Source organism: Magnetospirillum aberrantis SpK (assembly GCF_011022235.1).
GTDB lineage: Bacteria > Pseudomonadota > Alphaproteobacteria > Rhodospirillales > Magnetospirillaceae > Magnetospirillum > Magnetospirillum aberrantis.
Genome location: NZ_JAAIYP010000025.1, coordinates 1 through 23,822, shown reverse-complemented (window position 1 = coordinate 23,822; position 23,822 = coordinate 1). Strand labels below are relative to the sequence as shown.

Here is a 23,822-nt window from a genome sequence, read left to right as displayed (position 1 = left end):
CTCAAACTTCCCCCATGCGCAACGCCACCGGCCGCAGCACGACCTCGGGCGCCGGGATGGTGGTTCCGGTCTGCGCCGCCCACAGCTTGGCGTAACGGCCGCCGGTCTTGAGCAGGTCGGCATGGCTGCCGTCCTCGACCACCTCACCCTTGTCCACCACCACGATACGGTGGGCCTCGGCCACGGTGGAGAGGCGGTGGGCGATGATGAACACCGTGCGGCCGGCGCAGATGCGGCGCATGTTGGTCTGGATGGCCTTTTCCGATTCGTAGTCCAGTGCCGAGGTCGCCTCGTCGAAGATCAGGATGCGCGGATTGGTCACCAGGGACCGCGCGATGGCGACGCGCTGGCGTTGGCCGCCTGACAAGGACCCGCCGCGTTCGGCCAGCACGGTGTCGTAGCCCTCGGGCAATTCGCTGATGAATTCATGGGCGCCGGCGATTTCCGCCGCCTGCATCACCCGGTCCAGGCTGATGGACGGATCGGCCAGGGCGATGTTGTCCTTGACCGAACGGTTGAACAGCCAGTTTTCTTGAAGCACCACGCCGATCTGGCGGCGCAGCCACGCCGGATCGGCGTTGGCGATGTCCAGATTGTCGATCAGCACCCGGCCGGATTCCGGCAGGTAAAGCCGCTGCACCAACTTGGTCAGGGTCGACTTGCCCGAGCCCGACGGCCCGACGATGCCCACCACCTGTCCCTGCGGCACCGCCAGCGACACGCTTTTCAGCACCGGCGCCCGGTCGGGGCGATAGCGGAACACCACCTCCTTGAACTCCACCGCGCCCTTGATGGCGGGCATGGCGGCGCGGGCCTGGGCTGCCGGTTCCGGCTTGGTGTTGAGGATGTCGCCCAGCCGGTCGACGCTGATGCGCACCTGTTGGAAATCCTGCCACAACTGGGCCAGACGCAGAATGGGTTGGGACACCCGCCCCGCCAGCATGTTGAAGGCCACCAGCCCGCCGATGGTCAACTCTCCGTTCATCACCAGCGCCGCGCCGAACCAGAGCGTCAGCGCCATGCTGACCTTCTGGATGGTCTGCACGCCCTGGCTGGCCATCGCACCGAAATTGGTCGCCTTGAAGGCGATCTGCACATAGGCGGCCAGTTGTTCTTCCCATTTGCGCTGCATCTGCGGTTCCACCGCCAGCGCCTTGACCGTCTCGACGCCGCTGCACGCCTCAACCAGCAACGCCTGGTTCTCGGCGCCGCGCTTGAACTTCTCCTCGGTTAGCGCCTTCAGCACCGGCGTCGCCGCCACCGACAGCGCCACATAGAACGGCAGCGAGCCGACCACGATCCACGCCAGGATCGGCGCGTACCAGAACATCACCGCGAAGAACACCACGGTGAACAGCAGGTCCATCACCAGGGTCAGCGCCGAGCCGGTCAGGAAGGAACGGATGTTTTCCAGCTCGCGCACCCGCGCCACCGTATGGCCGACCTGACGGGCGCCGTGATAGGCGATGGGCAATGCCATCAGATGGCGGAACAGCCGCGCCCCCAGTTCCACGTCGACGCGGTTGGTGGTGTGGCTGAAGATGTAGGTGCGCAAATAGCCCAACAGCACCTCGAACAGGCTGACGGCGATCAGCGCGAACACCAAGACGTCCAGCGAGGTCAGCGCCCGGTGCACCAGCACCTTGTCGGTGATGACCTGAAAGAACAGCGGCGACACCAGCCCGAACAATTGCAGGAAGAAACTGGCGACCAGCACCTCGCCGAACAGCCGGCGGTACTTGACCACCGCCGGAATGAACCACGTCAGGTCGAACTTGGCTCCCAGCGCCGCCAGTTGGGCGCGGGTCGCCACCAGCACCAGACGGCCGTCCCAACGCGCTTCGAAGTCTTCGCGCGACAATTGTTCCGGACGGCCGACACGCGGGTCCTGGATCAGCACTTGGTCGTCAGCCACCTTGGCCAGGATGAACCAGCCACCGTCCTTGTGCCGCGCTAGACACGGCAGCGGCGTGCGGGAAAGCCGGTCCCATTCGCTGTCGATGGCCGACGCCTTGAAGCCCAGTTCCTTGGCATAGCGCACCAGGGCGATGTCGTCGGCGGTGTGGGTCGGATCGCCGTGGCGGTGGCGCAGTTGCTCGTAATCGCCGGGCTTTTCGAAGTATTTGGCAAGCAGGGAGAGGCAGGCGAGGCCGGGGTCGAGCTGAGGCGCAGCTTGTTCCGATTGCTTCATTTCCGTGCCCCCCCCGCACCGTGTGTCACCCGACAGGACAAACATGGCGAAAGCGCGCATCAGCTGCAAACGCAATGTGCGCTCGTGTGTGCAGCACATCACATACAGCGATACCACTATCTGGAATCATTGTCGCATCGCAAAGCGACTAGTGGAAGTGGAGGGGACCATGGTGACGAGCAGCACGACGACAGTGAACACTGCCCCCATGACGGTACCGTTGAGCGTGACCCGCAGCGAAGATGCCGGCCTGGCGCTCATTGACTTGCTGTCCGGCGCCGTCGATCCCGATGGCGACCCGCTCGTGGTGAGCGGCCTCGCACTTGTTTCCGGCCCCAAGGCTTCCTATTCGCTGAAAAACGGTGTGCTCAGCCTGAACACCTCGCGGTTCAACGGCCTCAAGGACGGCGAGACCGCCACCTTGACCTTCACCTACATGGTCGGCGACGGAAAGCTGAAGACACCGGCGACCATGACCCTGGTGATCGAAGGCGTCAACGATGCCCCCGTAGTCAAATCCGCGCTGAAGGCTTCGACCACCGAAGATTCCATCCCCTTGGTTGTCAACCTGCTGACCGGCGCGACGGACGTGGACGGCGATGTGCTGTCGGTGGCCGGCCTGGTTCAGAGCAGCGGTCCGACGGCGGCCTTTAGCGTCGAGGACGGCAAGCTGGTGCTGGACCCCACCCAGTTCAACAGTCTGAAGGTCGGAGAGAAAGCCGTCCTGACCTTCACGTACATGGTCAGCGACGGCACCGCCATGGTGCCGCAAACCCTGACAGTCACCGTCAGTGGCCAGAACGACGCCCCGGTCGTGTCCGATGCCTTGATTGCCTCCACCAACGAAGACGCCGGCACCTTCACCCTGAACCTGCTGCAAGGGGCGTCGGACGTGGACGGCAACACCCTGTCGGTGACCAAGATGGCGCTCGTTTCGGGGCCCAAGACCAGCTATTCGGTGAAGAATGGCGTCCTCAGCCTCAACACGGCTCAGTTCAACAGCCTGAAACAGGGTGAAACCGCGACCCTGACCTTCACCTACATGGTGAGCGACGGCCGGGCGACGGCGCCGCAAACCGTCACCGTGGTGATCGAAGGCGTCAACGACGCCCCGGTTCTGAAATCCGCGTTGAAGGCCAGTACCACAGAGGATTCCGCCATTCTGGCGGTCAACCTGCTGACCGGTGCCTCGGATGTGGACGGCGACGTGTTGTCGGTGGCGGCCCTGACCCAGACCGGCGGCCCGACGGCGGCGTTCACCGTGGAAGACGGCCAGTTGGTGCTGGATCCCACCCAGTTCAACAGCCTGAAGGTCGGACAAAACGCGGTGCTGACCTTCTCCTATCTGGTCAGCGACGGTATCGCCCAGGTGCCCCAGACGGTAACGGTGACGGTGACCGGCAAGAACGACGCCCCCGAGGTGTCCGCCGCCCTGATCGCCTCCACCGACGAGGATGCCGGCACCTTCACCCTGAACCTGCTTGCCGGCGCGTCGGACGTGGATGGCGACACCCTTTCCGTCAGCGGATTGAAGCTGACCTCGGGGCAATCGGTCAGGTTCACGGCCAGCAACGGTGTCCTTTCCCTCGACACCAACCAGTTCAAGTCGCTTGCGCCAGGGCAGAACCTTGACCTGGTGTTCAGCTATCTGGTGTCCGATGGGCGCGGCGGCACCGTGGCGCAGACCGCCACCTTGACGGTGGAAGGACGCAACGATGCTCCGGTGCTGTCGGCCAGCGTGGCCTTGCCGGCCATCGCCGAGGACACCCCGTCGCCGACCGGCGCCACCATTGCCAGCCTGTTCGGCGCCAAGTTCAGCGACGTTGACAGCGGGGCCTCGTTCGCCGGTCTTGCCGTGGTCGGCAACACCGCTTCGGCCGCCGAAGGTGCTTGGCAATATTCCTCCGATGGCGGCACCACTTGGAGCGACATTGGCGTGGTCGACGATTCCCATGCTGTCGCCATTTCTGCCAGTTCGCTGCTTCGGTTCCTGCCGGCGGCCGATTATTTCGGCACCCCACCTGCACTACAGGTCCGCGGCATGGATGATTCCTATGCCGACGAATGGTCCGACAGCCTGACCGGCACCGCCTTGGTGGACGCTTCGGTCAATGGCGGCAGCAGCGCCATCGCCGCTGCCGTCAGCACGCTGACCACCCGTGTCACCGCCGTCAACGACGCACCGGTCTTGTTCATGCCGGAAAGCGAGGCGGGCTTGCGGCCCGGCGCGGAATTCCTGGTCAGCACCAACAATGGGGGTGAGCAAGAGGGGAATACCCTTGTCGCTCTGGCCGATGGCGGCTTCCTGGCCATCTGGCATTCCTTTGATTCCGCCACCGGCGATTCCAGCCTGGGCAGTGTCGCAGCACAGCGCTTCGCGGCCGATGGCAGCAAAGTGGGAACGGAATATCGCCTCAACACCACCACGGTTGGGGGCCAATGGGAACCTGCGGCGACCCGTCTACAGAACGGGACCATCGTCGTCGCATGGAGCAACGCCACCACCAACCTGGGCAACGGTCGCGGCGATGTCGCCGTGCGCATCCTGGCCGCCGATGGAACACCGCTGTCTGCGGAATTCATGGCCAACACCCTTCAGGCCGACCTGACCTCGTCCGGTCTTGGCCGGCCGGCGGTCACAGCCTTGTCTTCCGGCGGGTTCCTCGTCAGTTGGGTATCGTTCGAGGGGCGCTCGGGTTATACCGACAAGACTGGCATCGTCGGCCGTCTGTTCAATGCCGACGGCACGGCCGCAGGGCCGGAGTTTCATCTTGCCCCCTACACCTCTTCTCACCAAAGCTCTGTCCAGACAGCCGCGCTCAATGACGGCGGGTTCGTCGTGGTCTGGCAGGATGGTTCCTCTCCGGCCGACATCCGGGCCCAGCGATTCGATGCACAGGGCAACGCAGTGGGCGACGCGGCCATGGTGCCGACCGACACCTACGGAATGGAAACCGAACCGGCGATAACCGGCCTGGCCGATGGCGGGTACGTGATCGTCTGGAACGGCGGCGGCACCGTCAGTCGCGTCAACGGTATCTACAGCCAACGTTTTGATGCCGCCGGTAATCGTGTGGGTGGAGAAACCCTGGTCACATCTGCGGGAGGCGTTCGTAGTCCCGTCATTTCCGCGCTGGCCGATGGTGGCTATCTGCTGAGTTGGACATTCCAGGGGCAGATGGCCGACGACACCTCCGGCGGCGGCGTGGCGGCCCAGCGTTATGACGCCCTCGGCAACAGGATCGGCGACGCCTTTGTCGTCAACCAGATCGTCGATGGTTTCCAGGGAAACCAGGACATGGCGGTCCTGGATGACGGTCGTGTGGTGCTGAGCTGGAATTCCCGCGCGGCTGAATGGGGCGACACGATGTCGGGGAACGCGGCAGCACGTATCTTCGCCCCGCCGCCGCTGTTCATCGAAGGAGGAAACGCGGTGGCGTTGTTCGATGGCCTGACGGTCACCGACGTGGACAGCACAGTGTTCAAGCGCGCGGTCGTTACCATCACCAACCTGGCGGCCGGTGACGTGCTGTCGTTCACCCCCCAGGACGGCATCACCGGGTCGTACAGCAGCAAGACCGGCATACTGACCCTGAGCGGCAGCGCCTCGGCGGAATCCTATCAGGCGGTTTTGGCGTCGGTACGGTATTCGAATACCAGCGACACACCCGACACCAGCGAACGGACCATCACTCTGACGGTCAACGACGGCAGCGCCACCAGTTCGGCGTTATCGCAGGTCGTACAGGTCCTGGCGGTCAACGACGCCCCGAACATCACGGTCAGCGGCATCGCCGCCGGACTGAAGGAAAACGTCGCCGGGCTGACCTTGGCCAAGGTCAAGGTCACCGACCCCGAGGGCGACACCATCACCCTGTCGGTGGATGATGACCGCTTCGAGATCGCCGGCGGCGTCTTGCGGCTGAGGGCCGGATGCTCCCTGGATTACGAAGCGGTGGCCGATGGCGCCGGGGAAGTCACGATAACCGCCACCGATGCGCTGGGCGCCACCAGCAGCCAAACGGTTGGTTACCGGATCGTCAACGTGGACGAGCCGCTGGTTGCCAAAAACGACAGCGTCGCCATTGTCGAAGACCAAGCCATCATCATCGACATCCTGGCCAACGACCTGCACGCCAGCAACGTGCGCCTGCCGTCCATCAGTTCGGTTTCGGCCACCCACGGCACGGTCACCGTCAACGCCGACGGCACCCTGACCTATGTGCCCGAAGCGAACCGCGCCGATCCGGCGGTGATCAGCTATACGCTGTCCGAGGACGGCAAGACGTCGTCGGCCACGGTGGCTGTCAGCATCACCGCCCAGGCCGACGCTCCGGTCATGGGCTTCAGCGCCATTTCCGGCACGACCTACAGCGCCATCGCATTGAACCTGACTGCGGCGCTGGCCGACACCGACGGGTCGGAAACCCTGTCCGACATCACCATCCAAGGGCTGCCGACGGAAGCGCGATTGTCCGCCGGCACCCGCCTGGACAACGGCGACTGGATGGTGTCCGCCGCGCAGTTGCCTGGGCTGAGCGTGATCACCAGCAAAGGCGGCACCTTCACCCTGACGGTTTCCGCCACGGCGACGGAAACCGTCAACGGCGACACCAAGACCACCACGCTGACGGCCGACCTGGCCATCACTGCGGTGCCGACCATCAATGCCGATTGGCTGTACGGCACGGAGAACAGCGATTACATCAGCGGGCTGCCCGGCAACGACTATCTGCGTGGCCTGGGCGGCAACGACTACCTCTCTGGCCAAGCTGGCGACGATTACCTGATGGGCGACGGCGGCAACGACGTACTTTACGGCGGTGCCGGCAACGACATTCTGGACGGCGGCGACGGCAACGACACCCTGGACGGCGGCGACGGCGTCAACACGCTGTACGGCGGCGCGGGCAACGACACCCTGCAATGGTCCGACACCTCGACCACCTATGTGGACGGCGGCAGCGGCGACGACACCATTAGCGTCGGGAGCAGCAACGCCACCATCTTCGGCGGAGAGGGACGCGACACCTTTAAATTCTTGTCATCCAGCGCGGAGAGCAAAAAAGGGGCCAGCAACGTGATCGTGGATTTCGCGACCGGCAGCGGCGGCGACATCATCGACCTGTCGACCTTCCTCAACAGCTTCGAACTTTATGGCTGGGATGGCGTCAGCAACCTGTTCAGCCAGGGTTTCGTGCGGCTGGTCCAGGAGAACGGCTCCACCTTGGTCCAGGTCGACCGCGACGGGACGAAAGGATCCTGGGCATGGACCACCCTCGGTGTGCTGGCCAACACCAGCGCCACCAGCCTGACCGCCGACAACTTCACCGCGCTGCTGAATTTCGATCCAGCCGGCGGACTGCCCCACGGACTTGAGGTCGTCAGTACCAGCAACACCATGGAAACCCTGACGGGCAGCGGCGGCAACGACATGTTGCTTGGTGGCGGTGGAGTTTCCAGCATGTTCGGCGGTGCCGGCAACGACTGGCTTTCGGGTGGCGACGGCAATGATTTCATCATTGGCGGTTCGGGCAGTGACACCATCCTGGGCGGCAACGGCAATGACTGGCTGTACGGCGGCAACTCCATAGCCGCCAGCGTCGGCAACGATTTCATCGACGGTGGTGCCGGCGACGACACCATTTATAGCGGTTACGGCAACGGAACCATCTTCGGCGGTGACGGCAACGACAATATCACAGTGACCGCCAGCATCTCACGCGGGACAAGCACCATCGACGCCGGCTCCGGCGACGATGTCATCATGGTCGACACCTACAGCGGCGCAACCATTACCACCGGCAGCGGCCGCGACACCATCCAGACCAACTATTCCGTAAGCTTCAACGCCGCCAATGTGGTGACTGATTTCAGCGCAGGCCTGGGTGGCGACCAGATCGACCTCAATCGCCTGCTCGGCAACGCCCTGATCGGGTGGAGCGCGTCGGGCAACCCGTTCGGCTCGTCCAAGTTCCTGCGTGTGCGCCAAGTGGGGGCGGACACCGTTCTTGAGGTGGACCGCGACGGTGCCGGCGGCAATGCCCATGCCTTCACGGCGATCTTGCTTTTGAAGAACGTACAGGCGTCGGCCCTGAGGGCGGACAATTTCATCCCTGCTTACGATCCCTTCGGCGCCGCCGAAAGCGGCGTGACCCTGACCGGCGGTTCCGGCGCGGATGTTCTGAACGGTGGCGGCGGCAACGACTACATCACCGGGGGTGCCGGTAGCGACACCTTGAACGGCAGCATCGGCCAGGACCTGATGCGCGGCGACGACGGCAACGATTGGCTGTACGGCGGTACCGGTGACGACGTGCTGGACGGAGGCACCGGCAACGACTATCTCAGCGGCGACGCGGGTGACGACTGGCTGTATGGCGGTGACGGCAACGACACCCTTATCGGCGCCGCCGGCCGCAACCACGTGTCTGGCGGCAACGGCAACGACATCGTCTACGTCTACAGCGAGAGTGGCGAGATCATCGACGCCGGTGCGGGCGACGACACCATCCATGTGGGTGGCTATGGCGGCACCGACACGGTAACCACCGGCGAAGGTCGGGACATGATCGTCATCCAGCGCATGGTTTCGGGCAAGACGACCCTCGTCGTCACCGACTTCACCGCCGGTTCCGGTGGCGACGTCATTGATCTGGCCAGCTTCCAAGAAACCTATCTGCACGCCTGGGACGGCCAGTCCAACCCATTCGGCACCGGTAGCCTGCGGGTGGTGCAATCGGGGAACGACACGCTGTTGCAGGTGGACACCGACGGATACGGCGGCACGGCGCAATGGCAGTCGCTGGCGGTGTTGCTCGGAGTGAAGGCCAGCGACTTGACGGCAGCCAATTTCTTCCCCGGCTACGAACCGGACGGCAGCGGCGTCTATGGCGCCAGCTTGACCGGCGGCAGCGGAGCCGACATCCTGACCGGAACCGTCGGCGACGACGTCCTGTCGGGCGGCGCCGGCAACGACACGCTGAGCGGCGCGGCGGGATGGGATACCTTGTCGGGCGGCTCTGGCGAGGATCTGTACCTGTTCAACCTGGGCGACGGTGTGGACACCATCGTCAATGCCTCGGGCAATTTGGACGGTGCCGCCGACACGCTGCGCTTCGGTGCCAGTATCACCGCCGACACGCTGTGGTTCGCCCGCAACGGCGACAACCTGGAGATTTCGGTGTTAGGCGGTTCCGACAAGGTGGTGCTGACCGATTGGTACGGCACCAACGCCAACAGCCAGGTGGCCAGCCTGCAATTGGCGGACGGCACCACGCTGGACCACACCAATGTGGAGAATCTGGTTTCCGCGATGGCAGCCTTCGCGCCGCCCGCGGCAACGCAGAGTGAATTGACGACCCAGCAGCACCAAAGCTTGGACAATATCATCGCTGCCAATTGGCAACATTCCTAGGGTCGTCGTCTTCCGAGGGACAGTGGGAGGGAGCTGTGCGCAACAGCTCCCTCATCTTGCACATGACAACATTCCTGCTATCCTTTTAGTGGAAGCGGGGTGGTCATGGATTGGTACGGAAAGCCAAGTATCGAGCTTTTCCAGAAGTTTCCTCTGTTCAGTGGGTTGCCACGTGAGGCGCTGGCGGGATTGGTGGCACGCACCAAGGTCCTTCGGCTGGCGCCGCGGCAATTTCTTTTCCACAAGGGTGACCCGGGCGACGCTCTTTACATCGTCGTCCAAGGGGAAATTCAGATCGGCGTGATCACGAAGGACGGTCGACAGGTATCCTTTGCGCAGCTTCGCCCCGGCCAGATATTCGGCGAGATCGCGGTCTTCGACGATGGTCCTCGCACCGCCGACGCTTCAGCAGTATCAGAAAGCGTGGTGCTGTCGCTGGGAAGGAAGGACGTCCTGAACTATCTCGACGAATACCCATCCCATGCCGTCCGCATGATCGGCACGTTGTGCCAGCGGGTCCGCAGTGCGGATCAGTTGATCGAGGACCTATTGTTCATGTCCCTGCCGGCCCGTGTCGCCAAGTGTCTGCTGGCGTTATGCGACCTGCAACCGAATGCGGCCTTACCGGTGACTGTGCGAATTTCACAGCAGGATCTGGCCGACCAGATGTCAGTCAGCCGCGAAAGCATCAACCGTCTGTTGTCCAAATGGGAACAGGCGGATGTGGTGGCGCTGTCGCGGGGACATATCACCATCAAAGCCCGCCATGCGCTGGAAACCTATAGCTCCGAATAAGGGTAACCACTTCCCACCGACGCTCAGTCTTGTCCTGCAACCGCGACAGTTGAAGCGGCCCGAGGACCATGTCCGCCTGGACGAACTCCTCGCCGCCAATCAGGCATTGATGACCGTCTACGTCTTCAAGGACGAACTCAACAACTCTGGCGCCAGCCGTCGCCCGATGCCGCCCAAAATGCTTGGCGGGCTTGGTCTGAAAACGGCATCGCCCCCTTGGTCCGCTTCGCCAGGAAGCTCGAACCCTATCTGGCCGGCATCGTCGCCAGCGCTTCATGGCGCCTCAACACCTGCATCCTCGAAGGCATCGACAACCGCACCAAGGTCATTAAACGCATGGCCTGCGGATACCGAGACGATGCCTATTTCTTCCTCAAAATCCAGGCTGCTTTCCCCGTTTTGTTTGCCTACATGCGGTTGACCGCGCTGGCCACCGCGGCCAGGGCGGCCATGGTGACACTGACGTCGGTGGCGGCACCGTGGACGACGCCATATTTGCCGTCCACCGCCACGTAACACGCCGCCTGGGCTTCCGAGCCCTGGCCGACGGAATGCTCGTGGTAGTCCCGCACCTTGACCTTGATGCCCAGATCCTTGCCCAGCGCATGGACGAAGGCATCCACGGGGCCGGTGCCGCTGCCGGTGATGGTGCGCGTCTGCCCGTTCCACGACACGGTGGCGGTCAGCGACCGAGCACCCTTGCCGGTGGGAATGGTGGAATAGTCCATCACCTGCAAGGCGCCGGGGGTGTAATAAGTGCGTTCGAAGAAAACGTAGATTTCCTCGGCGCTCAGTTCGCGGCCTTCTCGGTCGGCCACCTGTTGCACCACCCGGGCGAATTCCGACTGCATGGCCTTGGGCAATTCCAGCCCGTGGTCGCGTTCCAGCACATAGGCGACGCCGCCCTTGCCCGACTGGCTGTTGATACGGATCACCGCCTCGTAGGTGCGGCCGACATCGGCTGGGTCGATGGGCAGGTAGGGAACCTCCCATACCTCGTCATTGGCGGTCTTGCGAGCGGTGAAGCCCTTCTTGATGGCGTCCTGGTGCGATCCCGAGAACGCGGTATAGACCAACTCGCCGGCATAGGGGTGCCGTTGGTGCACCGGCAGGCCGGTGCATTCCTCGGCCACCTGACGGATGGTGTCGATGTCCGACAGGTCCAGGCCGGGATTGACGCCTTGGGTGAACAGATTCAGCGCCAGGGTACAAACATCGACGTTGCCGGTACGCTCGCCATTGCCGAACAGCGTGCCCTCGACGCGGTCGGCACCAGCCATCACCGCCAGTTCAGCCGCCGCGACACCGGTGCCGCGGTCGTTGTGCGGGTGAACCGAGATGATCAGGTTCTCGCGCCCCTTGACGGTGCGGCCGAACCATTCGATGACATCGGCATAGACGTTGGGAGTGCTCATCTCCACCGTGGCGGGCAGATTGACGATCATCTTGCGCCCCGGTCCGGCGCCCCATTCCTGGGCCACCGCCTCGACGATCTCGATCGCGAAATCGGGTTCGGTGCCGGTAAAGCTTTCCGGGCTGTACTGGAAGACGATCTCGCCATCCCGACGCGCCGCCGACAGCTCGCGTACCAGCCGCACGCCCCCCAGCGCCAGGTCGACACAGCCCTGGCGATCGAAGCCGAACACCACCCGCCGCTGTACTTCCGAGGTCGAGTTGTACAGGTGCACCACCGCCTTCTTGGCACCCTCCAGCGCCTCGAAGCTCTTGCGGATCAGATCCTCACGCGATTGAGTCAGAATCTGGATGGTGACGTCGTCGGGGATATGGTTGCCGTCGATCAGATGGCGGATGAAGTCGTAATCGGTCTGCGAGGCGGCGGGAAAGCCCACCTCGATTTCCTTGAACCCCATGCCGACCAGGGTGTGCCACAGACGCATCTTGCGTTCGGTGTCCATGGGGTCGATCAGCGCCTGGTTGCCGTCGCGCAGATCGACGCTGCACCACATGGGCGGATGGTCGATCACCGCGTCGGGCCAACGGCGATCGGTCAGCTTGATGGCGGGATAAGGGCGATACTTGGAAGCGGCGTCGGTCTTCATGGCCGGAAATCCTTGAAACGGGTCAATCTGCTGGACTGTGAAGCGCGGCACGGTCACGGCCGCCGGAGCACCCGCGCGGGTGCGTCAAACCCGGCGACCGCCGCTAAGTCGCAGCGAAGACGGCACGGTAAAGGCATTGCGGCCGCAGACGACGATGAAAACATGAGGGAACATGGACCTGACCTTCGAAAACCCTGAAAAAAGCGCGTACGCGAAACCCCGGCGTCGAGTTACGACACCGGGCCGGTAAGCAGCAGAAGGGCGAAGGTCTTGTTTTCCATGGCGGTCACGATGCCAGAGGGCGGGGGGCGGCGTCAACGCCCTCGTGCACCACCCACACGTTTTGCGGCGATAGGCAGCCAGGCTTCCGGCCTGTTATGCTGCTTGTGCCGCGTCACGGACCAGGAGACCGCACCGTCATGATCGATCTTTATACCTGGGGCACCCCCAATGGCCGCAAGGTCTCCATCATTTTGGAAGAGGTCGGCCTGCCCTATCGGGTACATGCCGTCGACATCCTGAAGGGCGACCAGTTCACCCCCGAATACGTCGCCATCAACCCCAATTCAAAAATCCCCGCCATCATCGACGCCGACGGGCCGGGCGGCCAGTCGCTGACGCTGTTCGAATCAGGCGCCATCCTGGTCTACCTGGCGGAAAAAACCGGCCGCTTCCTGCCGACCGAACCGGCGGCGCGTTACCACACCTTGCAATGGCTGATGTTCCAGATGGGCGGTATTGGCCCGATATTCGGTCAAACCCACCATTTTCGCCGTTTCGCCCCCGAACAGGTCCCTTACGCGATCGAGCGCTACACCAAGGAAACCCGTCGTCTTTACGGCGTTCTCGACACGCGGTTGGGGGAAACCGCATTCGTCGCCGGCGATTATTCCATCGCCGACATGGCCATTTTCCCGTGGTGCCAACGCGCCGACTGGCAAGGCGTGGATCTGACGGCGGATTTCCCCAACGTCAAGCGCTGGTACGACACCATCGCCGCCCGTCCGGCCGTGCAAAAAGGCATGATTGTTCCGGGTTGACGCCCGCGTCACACTCCGCTAGAAACGGCCTTCCAAGCCACGGACCAACCGTGCACGGTCCCTGCGGAGGGATGGGTGAGTGGCTTAAACCAGCAGTTTGCTAAACTGTCGTGGGGTGTCAAACCCCACCGGGGGTTCGAATCCCCCTCCCTCCGCCACCCTTACTTTTCAAGCACTTAGCCTCACGCGAGATCACAGCGGATCACGCGAGGCCCCTTGCGCCTTGCTACAATAGCGCTACAAGGGGCTCCGGCTGTAGCAAGTGCGGTGCAGGTCAGCACCCTTTCCCACCAACTCTCCCGCGACATCCCTTGCCTGTCGGCGCATCAGACCTATAACTGGGGAGAGAATTTTCCTCCCGGATACCCCTCATGCGCGGCGAAAACACTTTCATCGTTACGATCTACAGCACCGCTGTCGCTGTAACAGGCTGGTGGGACGCGAATACAGGATGGTTGTTGACCCGCTTTGTCCTGAGGGAAATTCCATCACCCGACCTGATCACGGCTATCCCATTTAAATATGCCAAGTGGTTCACCCACATTGGGGAGGCAAGCTTCCTTATCCTCGGCGCGATGCTGGTTCTTGAGATTTGGAGGCGCAACCAGCGGGAGAAGGCGGTCTTTACCGCCGCAATGCTCGCGCTCGCCTTCTTTTTCACCACAGCCTTCCTCAAGGGACTTATGCCGGCGGAAGCCTATGCCATCCTCATACAAGGGCTTGAGCTAACTGATTTTCGCCTATGGTTCCTGATTGGTTTTTACGTTGGCATTCCAATGCTTCTTCGCGGAGCCGCCCTGGGTACGCTCCGCAGGCTGACAGCCTAAGTATGCAATAAATTTCCCAAGCTGCTGGCGGACCACGGGCGCGCCATATCGGACAGGCACAACCCGCCAGTGCCATCCCCAATGATCTGGTGGACGAACACCTGCCCGCCACGGATCGGCCGCATGTTGTCCATCACAAAGACGGTCGTGGGCTTTTTGTGCCGCCCCAAACCAGCCTTGGAAACACGCGCCAATTCTTCGGCCGACATTTCCAATCCGTCAGGATGGATCACAATCGCTATTCGGGCATGGTCGGTGTCGAACCACATCCAGCGGAAGTCTTTTCCCATGGCCGCCCCCCATCAAACCGAAGCGAGGTGCGTCCGCACCCCGCCTCAGCGCCTCCCCCGCTGTTGCGGTTGAGCGGCCCGCAGGGCTGCGAAAGCGCCGCCCGCCCGGAGGCTCCCGCCTGGGGAGCCGTGAGGGACGAGACACGGCCGGGTGCGTATCCGCCGGGGAGTGTAAACCCCTAGTAAGGAGCCTTGAACGGGCTGAGCAGGCAGTCCGCCGACGCAAAGCTAGCGCAGAAGTGCTTGCGATGGCATGCTGCGCTATGTAATTCTATATTTTTGGAAGTAATGGTGGGCGGTACAAGGATCGAACTTGTGACCCCTTCCATGTCAAGGAAGTGCTCTACCGCTGAGCTAACCGCCCACTATTTGTAGATGATTTATCATCTACTTGAGCCTTTCGGCTCCAAACCCTACAAGCTGGCCTTGACGGGGCCGCTTTATTATCTGGTTTCTTGTTTCGATGCAACAGGGTTTGTTGCGTTGAAACTGTGATGAAACCGTCTTCGATAGACTCAGCTTTTCCAACATGTTGCCGGACAAGTCCGGTTTTATGTCAAGGAAGTGCTCTGCCGCTGAGCTAACCGCCCGCGCCGTTTGGCGGCGTCGAGGGCGGTCTTTTAACCGCTCCTGATTCCCTTGGCAAGTCGAAAATGGAAAACTTTTTTTCGGGCCTCTTCGTGCAAGAGGGAGAGTTGCGCATGCACCCCTGTGACAGCGGCCCGCCAACCTGCTAATACCTTGGGGCATGGACTGCAAGCCGCTCGCCCTTGACGACAGCGCGGTGTTGACCGTTCGCGAGCCACGGGAGCGGACGGTGCCGCTGGTGTTCGCCTCGCCCCATTCCGGGCGGGACTATCCGGCCGATTTCGTCGCCGCCTCGAAACTTGACCCGCAAACCCTGCGCCGCAGCGAGGACAGCTTCGTCGACGAGTTGTTCGCGTCCGTGGTGGAGCATGGCGCGCCGTTGCTGGCGGCGCGGTTTCCCCGTGCCTTCGTCGATCCCAACCGTGAACCCTATGAACTGGATCCGTCCATGTTCTCGGGGCCGTTGCCGCCTTCCGCCAACATCCGCAGCCAACGTGTCGCCGCCGGTCTTGGCACCATCGCCAAGGTGGTGGCCAGCGGTTCCGAGATTTACGACGGCAAGCTGCCGGTCAGCGAGATCGACCGCCGCATCGGCCGCTATTACCGTCCCTATCATCGCCGTCTGGCCGCGCTGGTCGAGGAATGTCAGGCCCTTTTCGGCTGGTCCCTTCTGGTGGATTGCCATTCCATGCCGTCCATCGGCGGTCCCATGGACCGCGACGTTGGCCTGTCGCGGGTGGACGTGGTCCTGGGCGATTGCTACGGCGCGTCCTGTGCCCCGGAAATCACCAAGGTGGTGGAAGAAGGATTGTGCGCGCGCGGCTATCGCGTGGTGCGCAACACGCCCTATGCCGGCGGGTACACCACCCGCCATTACGGCCAGCCGCGGCACGGCAGCCACGCCCTTCAGATCGAGATCAACCGCGCCCTTTACATGGACGAATTCCGGCACGAGAAATTGCCGGCATTCAACCAGTTGGCCGCCGACCTGGACGGGGTCGTGGCGGCCTTGGCGGAACTGACCAGGGAACACGCTTTCTCATGACGCTGTCGCTTCATTCGCCGCTGCCCGTTCTGGTGCGGGACGCCACCGAGGCCGACATGGCCCAGGTCCAGGCGATCTACACCTTCTACGTCACCCGTTCCGCGGCGTCCTTCGAAGAGGTGCCGCCCAACGTGGACGAGATGATCCGCCGCTACGCCACGACGCTGGAGCGTGGCATGCCTTATCTGGTGGCCGAAGACCAAGGCGAGGTGGTGGGATACACCTATGCCGGACCGTGGCGTCCGCGTTCGGCCTATCGCTACACGGTCGAGGATTCCATCTACGTCGCCCCCTTCGTCCAACGCCGTGGTGTCGGGCGCGCCCTGTTGGGCGGGTTGGTCGAACGCTGCACCGAACTGGGCTATCGCCGTATGATCGCGGTGATCGGCGATTCCGCCAACCAATCCTCGATCGCCCTTCATCGCGCCATGGGCTTCCGCCAAGAGGGCGTGCTGCGGGGGGTCGGGCTGAAGTTCGGGCGCTGGGTCGACGTGGTGATGATGCATCGCGCCCTGGGCGACGATTCCCGGCCCTTGCCCGATGGCTGCACCGCGCCGCCTTTCCCCGATATCGAAGGATAGGGGGCTAATCCGTTTGCGCGTGCTTTCGGATGGCGGACCAGCATACCAAAGGACGTGTTCTTATCCCTCAGTGCCGTGGGGTTGCTTCCCCTGTGCGGTTGGGTTCCCCGTCGCATTCGGTCACATTAGTGACAGGAAAAGAAATGCTTTGGACCTATGTTGTCCGTATGGGGAGGCAGTAATGGCCGCATGGACGAAATACGGCACCCGTCTGGATATCGCGTTTGCGGTGGTGATGGAGGTGTCCGTCCTGGGATTGCACCGCGCCGAGACCGAGGCTGCCCGTGTCGCGGCCGTTGCCTTCAATGCCGAATTGTGGCGGGTGGTCGGCGCGCTGGCGCCGGAAGCGCCCCTGGTCGAGGACCGTGCCGCCCTGGCCAATGCCGCCGCCCTGATTAGGGCTGGTGGTCGTCGCGTCGATCAGATGATCGAGCTTAACCGTTGCTTTGCCCGCCTGTTGGCGGGACGTGCCGCCACCGACGGTGCCCTGGGACAAATTCTCGATCGCTGGAAGGCGGCGCGCCGAAACGGCAACCAACAGGATTTTGGTTCCTGGCTGTTGGGTGTGCTGGGCGGTTTGGTGTCGGGCGCCGGTCAGGCCCTGGCGGCCTGAGCGCAGGCCCAAAGGTCGGTGGCGGCGGCGATCACAGCCTCTACCGCAAGGTCCTCCATCAGCGATTTCTGGCCGCGGTGGTCGAAATCGGGGGCATGGCAGATGTCCTCGAAACTGCGCGGGCCGCGCAACGATCGGCACCACCGGCCCATGGGGCCGTACAGGATTTCCGAACTGGGGCCGAACAGTCCCAGTGTCGGGATGCCCGATGCGGCGGCCATGTGCATCAGCCCCGAATCGTTGCCCAGATAAAATCCGCAACGCTCAAGACAGGCATAGGCGGTCGGCAGGTCCACGTCGCCCGCCAGGTCGATGACGCGCTCGGCCGGGAAACTGGCGCTGAAGGTCTCGACCGGGCCGCGTTCGTTGGGGCCGCCGAACACGGCGATGGTCGCGCCCGCCATCGGGCCGTCTGGCGCGGTCAGGGCGGCGGCGGCGGCGGCGAAGCGTTCGGCCGGCCATTGCTTGCCGCCCCAATTGGCGCTGGGTCCGACCGCCAATACCAGCCGGTCCGACGGGATCAGGGCGGCGGCGCGGGCCGCCGCCTCGGCGGAAGCCGCCAGCCGGGGCAGGGGCGGCGTCGCCTCGAGTCCGAACAATCGGGCTAGATGTTCCAGCCGATGGCGTGGACTCCAATCCGAACGGATCACCTTGCGCCGCAGCGCCGGCACCAGCCACCCCATGGCCGAGCCGCGCAGGTCCACCACCAATGACCACGGCGTGGTCACCGTCTGGCGCCACAGCCGCAGCCAATGGCCGGCGCGGCGTTGCTTGACCATGGGGATGACCTTGACCACACCGGGCAGGGCCGTGAACAGCGGCGCCGGCGCCGGGCCGCAGGCGACGGTGAAGCGGGCCTGGGGATAGCGTTCGCGCAGATATGCCAGAAGTCCGGTGGACAACACGGCGTCGCCGATACGGGTGGCGGTGATGAAAAGGATGTTCACGGCTGTAGCCAACGGCTCCCAGAAACTCAAGGCCGGCGGATGCTACATGAAGGCAAGGCGTAAACCAACTGGCGGAGGTCTGGGCTGCGTCGGGCGCGGTGGACGGGGCAGGCGTGGCCGTCTAGGGTACGCGCCCCGCCACCGTTCCAGAGTGCCGCCTTGACCCGCCTTCAGGCCAATTCGCTGTTGCTGTTGATCGCCGTGATCTGGGGGGCGTCTTTCACCGTCCAGAAACTGAGCGGCGACCATGTGGGCGCCTTGACCTTTTCCGCCGCCCGTTTCGTGCTGGGGGCCTTGGTGGTGTTGCCGGTGGCCTGGATGGAATGGCGGCGTGTGGGGGGCGTCGCCGGACGTCATTGGCCGGGGCTGGTGGCCACCGGTCTGGCCTTGTGTGGCGGCGGCATCTTGCAGCAGGTGGGCATCGGCGGTACCTCGGTGACCAACGCCGGCTTCCTGACCGGGCTTTACGTGCCGTTGGTGCCGTTGATCGGCTTGGTGTTCCTCAAGGCGCGGCCCCATCCGGTGGTGTGGCCGGCGGCGGCGGCGTGCCTGTTCGGGACTTGGCTGCTGAGCGGGGCGGGGGCGGTGGATCTGGCCTGGGGCGACCTTTGGGTGGCTTCCAGCACGGTGTTCTGGGCCTGCCATGTCATCCTTGTCGGGCACATGGCGCGTGCCACCGGCATGCCGACCACGGTGGCGCTGGTCCAGTTCGTTCTGGCCGGCGTGGTGTCGGCCGTCCTGGCGGCGGCGTTGGAGCCGGTGGCCGTGGCCGACATCCGGGCGGCATGGTTCGAGATCGCCTTCGTCGGCATATTGTCGGTGGGATTGGCCTTCACCCTTCAGGGGGTGGCGCAACGCCATGCCAACGCCGCCGACGCGGCGGTGATCCTCAGCACCGAGACGGTGTTCTCGGCCGTGGGCGGCATGCTGGTGTTGGGGGAGCGGCCGGGGCTGGTGACGCTGGCCGGCTGTGTCGTCATCTTCGCCGCCATGCTGGCCGTGCAGTTGGCGCCTCAGACCAAGGATGCGGCCAGATAGGCGGCGCTGACCCACATCACCGCCGCCGAGAATGGGTTGAGCAGCCGGCGCGCCGGTTCGATCCGCGACACCATGCGGCCGGCGGCGGCCAGCACCACGAACCACACCCAGGAGACCAGGACGCAGGCCCCGGCGAAGGCCAGCCGCGTGGCTCCGTCATAGGCCAGGGAACTGGAGCCGATGACGCCGACGGTGTCGACGATGGCGTGCGGATTGCCCAGCGACAACGCCACCGCATAGGCCACCTGGCGCCCGGCTGCCGGGCGTGAGGAGGTATCCAGGTCGAAGGGCGGGCTGCGCCAGGTCAGCCAGCCCACCACCACCAGGAAACCAACGCCGCCCACCACCAGGATTGTGTGCAGCCACTCCAGGGCCGCCACCGCCGCCGACACGCCGGCCACCGCCAGGACGATCAGCAAGGTGTCGCAACAGGCGGCGGTGAAGGCCACCGGCAACGCCCGCCACAGCGACGGCTGGATGGCCCCTTGCGACAGGACCAGGGCGTTTTGCGGGCCAAGTGGCAGAATGAGGCCGAGCGCGAGCAGCAGGCCATGAAGAAGAGCGGTGATCATGACCCATCCTGTGCCATGCTCCGGGGCGGTCGCGCAAGGGTGGTCGTACCGTGTTGACTTGATGCGGCAAATGCCATCGAATGCAGCGGCTTCAGACAATGCTCAGGATTTACCCCCCTTGACCGCGACTTCCCCTCCCGCCCTTGAGGCTGAGAACATCCACAAGCGTTTCGGCGGGCTTGAGGTGCTCAAAGGCATCAGTGTCACCGCCCGCGACGGCGAGGTGATTTCCATCCTGGGGTCGTCGGGATCGGGCAAAAGCACCTTCCTGCGCTGTCTCAACCTGTTGGAATCGCCGGACGAGGGGCGGATCGCCCTGGGCGGCGAGGAACTCAAGCTCAAGCGTCATGCCAAGGACGGCCATCTGGTGCCGGCCGACCCGCGCCAGATGGCGCGCTTGCGGGCCGGAATCGGGTTCGTGTTCCAGAATTTCAATCTGTGGCCGCACATGACCATCCTGGAAAACCTGATCGAGGCGCCGTTGCGCGTATTGCGCCAACCGCGCGCCCAGGCGATCGAAACCGCCGAGGCGCTGTTGGCCAAGGTCGGCATCGCCGACAAGCGCAATTCCTATCCCGCTTTCCTGTCGGGCGGTCAGCAACAGCGTGCCGCCATCGCCCGGACCCTGGCCATGCAGCCCAAGGTCGTGTTGTTCGACGAACCCACCTCGGCCCTTGACCCGGAAATGGTGGCCGAGGTGCTGAACGTCATCACCAGTCTGGCCGAAGAGGGGCGCACCATGTTGCTGGTGACGCATGAAATGCGTTTCGCCCGCAATGTTTCCAGCCGCGTCATCTTCCTGCACGACGGCCGTATCGAGGAAGAAGGCACGCCGGAACAGGTGTTCGACGCGCCGCAATCCCCGCGTTGTCAGCAATTCATGGCCAGCCACCGCTGAGCCCCAATCCCGGAGGACGTCCATGCGCCTGAAAGCCCTGATCGTCGCGACCGTCATGGCCGCCGTCGCCGGCAACGCTTATGCCGCCGACATAATTCGCTTCGGCACCGAAGGGGCCTATCCGCCCTTCAACCAGATCGACGCCTCGGGCAAGCTGACGGGCTTCGACGTGGACATCGCCAACGCGCTGTGCGTCCAGCTCAAGGCCGAGTGCACCATCGTCACCCAGGATTGGGACGGCATCATTCCGGCGCTGAACGGCAAGAAGTTCGACGCGCTGGTCGCCTCGATGTCGATCACGCCGGAACGGCAACAGGCGGTGGACTTCACCGATCCCTATTACACCAACAAGCTTCAGTTCGTCGCCGCCAAGGGCTCGGACTTCTCGCCGGTCAAGCTCAAGGGGCTGGTGCTGGGCGCCCAGCGCGCCACCATCGCCGGCACCTGGCTCGAGGAACACGTCAAGGACGCCGAGATCAAGCTTTACGACACCCAGGACAACGCCTATCTCGACCTGTCGTCCGGCCGGCTCGACGCCATCCTGGCCGACAAGTTCGTCAATTGGGACTGGCTGAAAAGCGACGGCGGCAAGGATTTCGAATTCAAGGGCGAGCCGGTTTTCGATAACGACAAGGTTGCCATCGCCGTGCGCAAGGGCGACGACGCGCTCCGGCAAAAGCTGAACGGGGCGCTCAAGGCCATCGTCGCCAACGGCACCTACAAAAAGATCAACGACAAGTATTTCCCCTTCAACATCTACCAGTAACGCGGCGAAACCATGGATTTACACGGCTTCGGGCCGCAACTGGCGCTTGGCACCTTGATGACGCTCGAACTGGCCTTCGCCTCGCTGGGGGTCGGGCTGGTTCTGGGACTGCTGGGGGCGATGGCCAAGGCGTCGCCACATGCCTCCCTGCGCTGGCTGGGTGACGGCTACACCACCTTGGTCCGTGGCGTGCCCGAATTGCTGGTGGTCCTGATCGTCTATTTCGGTTCCTCGGCGGCGTTGGGGATGGTGACCGGCTGGGTCGGCATGGAAACCCATGTCGAGCTGGATCCGTTCGCCGCCGGGACCTTGGCATTGGGGCTGACATTCGGCGCCTATGCGACCGAGGTGTTCCGTGGCGCCTTGGCCACCGTGCCCAAAGGGCACATCGAGGCCGCGCATGCCTTGGGGCTTGGTCCCTGGCACACCTTCAGCCGCATCGTGCTGCCGCAATTGTGGCGGGTGGCGCTGCCGGGATTGGGCAATCTTTTCATGGTGTTGCTGAAGGACACCGCCCTGGTGTCGGTGGTGGGACTGGACGAGTTGATGCGCAAGAGCCAGATCGCCGTCGGCTTCTCCAAGCAGCCCTTCACCTTCTATGCGGTGGCGGCCGGCATCTACCTGCTGTTGACCGTGATCACCGGCGGCGGCTTGATGATGTTGGAACGTCGCGCCAATCGCGGCTTCGCGAGGGCGCGGTCATGAGCCTCGACCTCGACGTCGCCGTCACCTACCTGCCCAAATTGCTGGATGGCGCCCGCCTTACCGTGCAGTTGGTGGTGTTTTCCGGGCTGATCGGCCTGATTTTGGCTGTGCCGCTGGGTATCGCGCGGTCGTCGGAGCGGCTGTGGGTCAAGGGCGGGCCTTGGGCCTACATCTTCTTTTTCCGTGGCACGCCGCTGATGGTCCAGTTGTTCCTGGTCTATTATGGTCTGTCGCAATTTCCGGCGGTGCGCCATTCGGCATTGTGGCCGTTTCTGCGCGATCCCTATTGGTGCGCGCTTTTGACCATGGCCTTGCACACCGCCGCCTATATCGCGGAAATCCTGCGCGGCGCCATTCAGGCGGTGCCGCGCGGCGAGGTCGAGGCGGGGGTGGCCCTGGGCATGAAGCACGGGGTGATCCTGCGCCGCATCGTGTTGCCGCGTGCCGTGCGCATCGCGTTGCCGGCCTATTCCAACGAAGTGATCCTGATGTTGAAGGGCAGCGCGCTGGCCAGCACCATCACGCTGTTGGAACTGACCGGCATGGCGCGGACCATCATCGCCAAGACCTATATGCCGGTGGAAATCTTCCTGGCGGCCGGGGCGTTCTATCTGGCCATTTCCTATGTCATCGTGCGGCTGTTCAAGCTGCTGGAATGGCACCTCGCCCGCCATCTGCGCCACCGGGGCTAGTTTCCGCAGGCACCGTCGCGACTCAGCCGCACCTGATCGGCGCGGGCGTCGATCAGGGCGGCGCGGCGCGCCACATAGGCCGTCGGCCGTGCCGGATTGCGGTCCAGGGGGGCCGGCAGCACGGCGGCCAGCAATGCCGCCTCGCGTTGGCTTAGCGCCGACGCTGACTTGCCGAAATAGCGCCGCGCCGCCGCCTCGGCGCCGTAAAGGCCGGGGCCCAGTTCGACGATGTTGAGATAGACCTCGAGGATGCGGTCCTTGGGCCACAGCGCCTCAAGGTAAAGCGTCAGATAGGCCTCGATGCCCTTGCGCAGGAAGGTGCGGCCCGGCCACAGGAACACGTTCTTGGCCGTCTGCATGGAAATGGTGCTGGCCCCCAGCACCTTGCCGCCGGCTTCGTAACGGTCGATGGCGTTGTCGATGGCGGCCCAGTCGAACCCCCAATGGCCGCAGAACTTGGCGTCCTCGGCGGCGATGACCGCGCGGCGCAGGTGGGGGGAAATGCGTTTGAGCGGTTGCCAATCCTTGTCCAGGCCCTGTCCCTGGGCGGCGCGGATCAGCATCAGCGGCGTGGCCGGCGGTGGCACGAAACGATAAAGCAGGGTCAGCGCCAACGGCACCCCGACCACGACCGTCAGGGCAAAGACGACGATCCTGCGCCGGTTGCGGCGAAGCCAGGAACGGGCCACCGCTCACATCCCCACGGATCGTGCCGCCCATTGGACGATCTGGGCGGCAACCCTGCCGGCTCCGTCCT

Annotated in this window: 19 protein-coding genes and 2 tRNA genes; 14 read left to right on the top strand and 7 right to left on the bottom strand. The window is 63.9% G+C overall.

The features are described 5' to 3' along the window. Position 1: 1 nt before the first annotated feature. Positions 2-2,191: a type I secretion system permease/ATPase gene (locus tag G4223_RS03785; RefSeq protein ID WP_163675224.1), complete on the bottom strand. Its 2,190-nt coding sequence runs from the start codon at positions 2,189-2,191 to the stop codon at positions 2-4. Positions 2,192-2,360: 169 nt separating this feature from the next. Between G4223_RS03785 and G4223_RS03780 the strand changes: the two genes are divergently transcribed. From G4223_RS03780 to G4223_RS03770, 3 genes are all read left to right on the top strand, one after another. Continuing rightward, positions 2,361-9,608: a tandem-95 repeat protein gene (locus G4223_RS03780; protein WP_163675221.1), complete on the top strand. Its 7,248-nt coding sequence runs from the start codon at positions 2,361-2,363 to the stop codon at positions 9,606-9,608. A gap of 105 nt (positions 9,609-9,713) precedes the next feature. After that, positions 9,714-10,403: a Crp/Fnr family transcriptional regulator gene (locus G4223_RS03775; protein ID WP_163675216.1), complete on the top strand. Its 690-nt coding sequence runs from the start codon at positions 9,714-9,716 to the stop codon at positions 10,401-10,403. Positions 10,404-10,508: 105 nt separating this feature from the next. Continuing rightward, positions 10,509-10,919, top strand: coding sequence for a transposase (locus tag G4223_RS03770; protein ID WP_163675230.1), 411 nt, complete (start codon positions 10,509-10,511; stop codon positions 10,917-10,919). Here G4223_RS03770 and leuA read toward each other — a convergent pair. Beyond that, positions 10,811-12,463, bottom strand: a complete 1,653-nt coding sequence (gene leuA, locus G4223_RS03765) for a 2-isopropylmalate synthase (protein ID WP_163675213.1) — start codon at positions 12,461-12,463, stop codon at positions 10,811-10,813. The genes G4223_RS03770 and leuA overlap by 109 nt on opposite strands. Positions 12,464-12,882: 419 nt before the next feature. Here leuA and G4223_RS03760 point away from each other — a divergent pair, with 419 nt between their 5' ends. The 3 genes from G4223_RS03760 (at position 12,883) to G4223_RS03750 (ending at position 14,330) form a co-directional block, all read left to right on the top strand. After that, the gene (locus G4223_RS03760; protein ID WP_163675210.1) at positions 12,883-13,503 is read left to right on the top strand and encodes a glutathione S-transferase family protein; all 621 of its coding nucleotides are present in this window, start codon (positions 12,883-12,885) and stop codon (positions 13,501-13,503) included. Between the two features lie 65 nt (positions 13,504-13,568). Then, positions 13,569-13,661 (top strand) — tRNA-Ser (locus G4223_RS03755). Between the two features lie 213 nt (positions 13,662-13,874). Continuing rightward, positions 13,875-14,330 (top strand): hypothetical protein, encoded by a 456-nt coding sequence (locus tag G4223_RS03750; RefSeq protein ID WP_163675206.1) that lies wholly within the window; start codon positions 13,875-13,877, stop codon positions 14,328-14,330. On the opposite strand, the gene G4223_RS03745 is transcribed toward G4223_RS03750, so the two are convergent. Together G4223_RS03745 and G4223_RS03740 are read right to left on the bottom strand one after the other, a co-directional pair. Then, positions 14,327-14,620 carry a hypothetical protein gene (locus G4223_RS03745; protein WP_163675203.1) on the bottom strand — a complete coding sequence of 98 codons (294 nt, stop codon included), beginning with the start codon at positions 14,618-14,620 and terminating at the stop codon, positions 14,327-14,329. The two genes, G4223_RS03750 and G4223_RS03745, sit on opposite strands and share 4 nt — an antisense overlap. A gap of 289 nt (positions 14,621-14,909) precedes the next feature. Continuing rightward, a tRNA-Val gene (locus G4223_RS03740) sits at positions 14,910-14,984 on the bottom strand. A gap of 384 nt (positions 14,985-15,368) precedes the next feature. On the opposite strand from G4223_RS03740, the gene G4223_RS03735 reads away from it, so the two are divergent. The 3 genes from G4223_RS03735 (at position 15,369) to G4223_RS03725 (ending at position 17,447) form a co-directional block, all read left to right on the top strand. Continuing rightward, positions 15,369-16,253 (top strand): N-formylglutamate amidohydrolase, encoded by an 885-nt coding sequence (locus G4223_RS03735; protein ID WP_163675200.1) that lies wholly within the window; start codon positions 15,369-15,371, stop codon positions 16,251-16,253. Then, complete coding sequence (locus G4223_RS03730) at positions 16,250-16,834, top strand: GNAT family N-acetyltransferase (RefSeq protein WP_163675197.1); 585 nt, start codon at positions 16,250-16,252, stop codon at positions 16,832-16,834. Before G4223_RS03735 ends, G4223_RS03730 begins: the two co-directional genes overlap by 4 nt. Positions 16,835-17,015: 181 nt before the next feature. After that, positions 17,016-17,447: a hypothetical protein gene (locus G4223_RS03725; RefSeq protein ID WP_163675194.1), complete on the top strand. Its 432-nt coding sequence runs from the start codon at positions 17,016-17,018 to the stop codon at positions 17,445-17,447. Here G4223_RS03725 and G4223_RS03720 read toward each other — a convergent pair. Continuing rightward, positions 17,429-18,394, bottom strand: coding sequence for a glycosyltransferase family 9 protein (locus G4223_RS03720; RefSeq protein WP_163675191.1), 966 nt, complete (start codon positions 18,392-18,394; stop codon positions 17,429-17,431). The genes G4223_RS03725 and G4223_RS03720 overlap by 19 nt on opposite strands. A 159-nt stretch (positions 18,395-18,553) precedes the next feature. Here G4223_RS03720 and G4223_RS03715 point away from each other — a divergent pair, with 159 nt between their 5' ends. After that, positions 18,554-19,432, top strand: a complete 879-nt coding sequence (locus G4223_RS03715; protein WP_163675188.1) for a DMT family transporter — start codon at positions 18,554-18,556, stop codon at positions 19,430-19,432. On the opposite strand, the gene G4223_RS03710 is transcribed toward G4223_RS03715, so the two are convergent. Next, positions 19,408-20,004 carry a LysE/ArgO family amino acid transporter gene (locus G4223_RS03710; RefSeq protein ID WP_163675185.1) on the bottom strand — a complete coding sequence of 199 codons (597 nt, stop codon included), beginning with the start codon at positions 20,002-20,004 and terminating at the stop codon, positions 19,408-19,410. The two genes, G4223_RS03715 and G4223_RS03710, sit on opposite strands and share 25 nt — an antisense overlap. Before the next feature lie 70 nt (positions 20,005-20,074). On the opposite strand from G4223_RS03710, the gene G4223_RS03705 reads away from it, so the two are divergent. From G4223_RS03705 to G4223_RS03690, 4 genes are read left to right on the top strand one after another with little or no spacing between them, the layout of a single operon-like run. Beyond that, positions 20,075-20,902: an ABC transporter ATP-binding protein gene (locus G4223_RS03705; RefSeq protein WP_163675182.1), complete on the top strand. Its 828-nt coding sequence runs from the start codon at positions 20,075-20,077 to the stop codon at positions 20,900-20,902. Positions 20,903-20,924: 22 nt separating this feature from the next. Then, positions 20,925-21,668, top strand: coding sequence for an ABC transporter substrate-binding protein (locus G4223_RS03700; RefSeq protein ID WP_163675179.1), 744 nt, complete (start codon positions 20,925-20,927; stop codon positions 21,666-21,668). A 12-nt stretch (positions 21,669-21,680) separates the two neighbouring features. Continuing rightward, positions 21,681-22,373, top strand: a complete 693-nt coding sequence (locus tag G4223_RS03695) for an ABC transporter permease (protein ID WP_163675176.1) — start codon at positions 21,681-21,683, stop codon at positions 22,371-22,373. After that, a complete protein-coding gene (locus tag G4223_RS03690) occupies positions 22,370-23,065 on the top strand; it encodes an ABC transporter permease (protein ID WP_163675173.1) in 696 nt (231 codons plus the stop codon). Before G4223_RS03695 ends, G4223_RS03690 begins: the two co-directional genes overlap by 4 nt. Here the strand turns inward: G4223_RS03690 and mtgA are convergent. Further along, positions 23,062-23,754 (bottom strand): monofunctional biosynthetic peptidoglycan transglycosylase, encoded by a 693-nt coding sequence (gene mtgA / locus G4223_RS03685; protein WP_163675170.1) that lies wholly within the window; start codon positions 23,752-23,754, stop codon positions 23,062-23,064. The two genes, G4223_RS03690 and mtgA, sit on opposite strands and share 4 nt — an antisense overlap. Between the last annotated feature and the right edge of the window lie 68 nt (positions 23,755-23,822).

Coding starts and splice junctions, on each gene's coding strand:
- G4223_RS03785 (WP_163675224.1), bottom strand. CDS start 2,191: ATGAAGCAATCGGAACAAGCTGCGCCTCAGCTCGACCCCGGCCTCGCC.
- G4223_RS03780 (WP_163675221.1), top strand. CDS start 2,361: ATGGTGACGAGCAGCACGACGACAGTGAACACTGCCCCCATGACGGTA.
- G4223_RS03775 (WP_163675216.1), top strand. CDS start 9,714: ATGGATTGGTACGGAAAGCCAAGTATCGAGCTTTTCCAGAAGTTTCCT.
- leuA (WP_163675213.1), bottom strand. CDS start 12,463: ATGAAGACCGACGCCGCTTCCAAGTATCGCCCTTATCCCGCCATCAAG.
- G4223_RS03760 (WP_163675210.1), top strand. CDS start 12,883: ATGATCGATCTTTATACCTGGGGCACCCCCAATGGCCGCAAGGTCTCC.
- G4223_RS03750 (WP_163675206.1), top strand. CDS start 13,875: ATGCGCGGCGAAAACACTTTCATCGTTACGATCTACAGCACCGCTGTC.
- G4223_RS03745 (WP_163675203.1), bottom strand. CDS start 14,620: ATGGGAAAAGACTTCCGCTGGATGTGGTTCGACACCGACCATGCCCGA.
- G4223_RS03735 (WP_163675200.1), top strand. CDS start 15,369: ATGGACTGCAAGCCGCTCGCCCTTGACGACAGCGCGGTGTTGACCGTT.
- G4223_RS03730 (WP_163675197.1), top strand. CDS start 16,250: ATGACGCTGTCGCTTCATTCGCCGCTGCCCGTTCTGGTGCGGGACGCC.
- G4223_RS03725 (WP_163675194.1), top strand. CDS start 17,016: ATGGCCGCATGGACGAAATACGGCACCCGTCTGGATATCGCGTTTGCG.
- G4223_RS03710 (WP_163675185.1), bottom strand. CDS start 20,004: ATGATCACCGCTCTTCTTCATGGCCTGCTGCTCGCGCTCGGCCTCATT.
- G4223_RS03705 (WP_163675182.1), top strand. CDS start 20,075: ATGCCATCGAATGCAGCGGCTTCAGACAATGCTCAGGATTTACCCCCC.
- G4223_RS03700 (WP_163675179.1), top strand. CDS start 20,925: ATGCGCCTGAAAGCCCTGATCGTCGCGACCGTCATGGCCGCCGTCGCC.
- G4223_RS03695 (WP_163675176.1), top strand. CDS start 21,681: ATGGATTTACACGGCTTCGGGCCGCAACTGGCGCTTGGCACCTTGATG.
- G4223_RS03690 (WP_163675173.1), top strand. CDS start 22,370: ATGAGCCTCGACCTCGACGTCGCCGTCACCTACCTGCCCAAATTGCTG.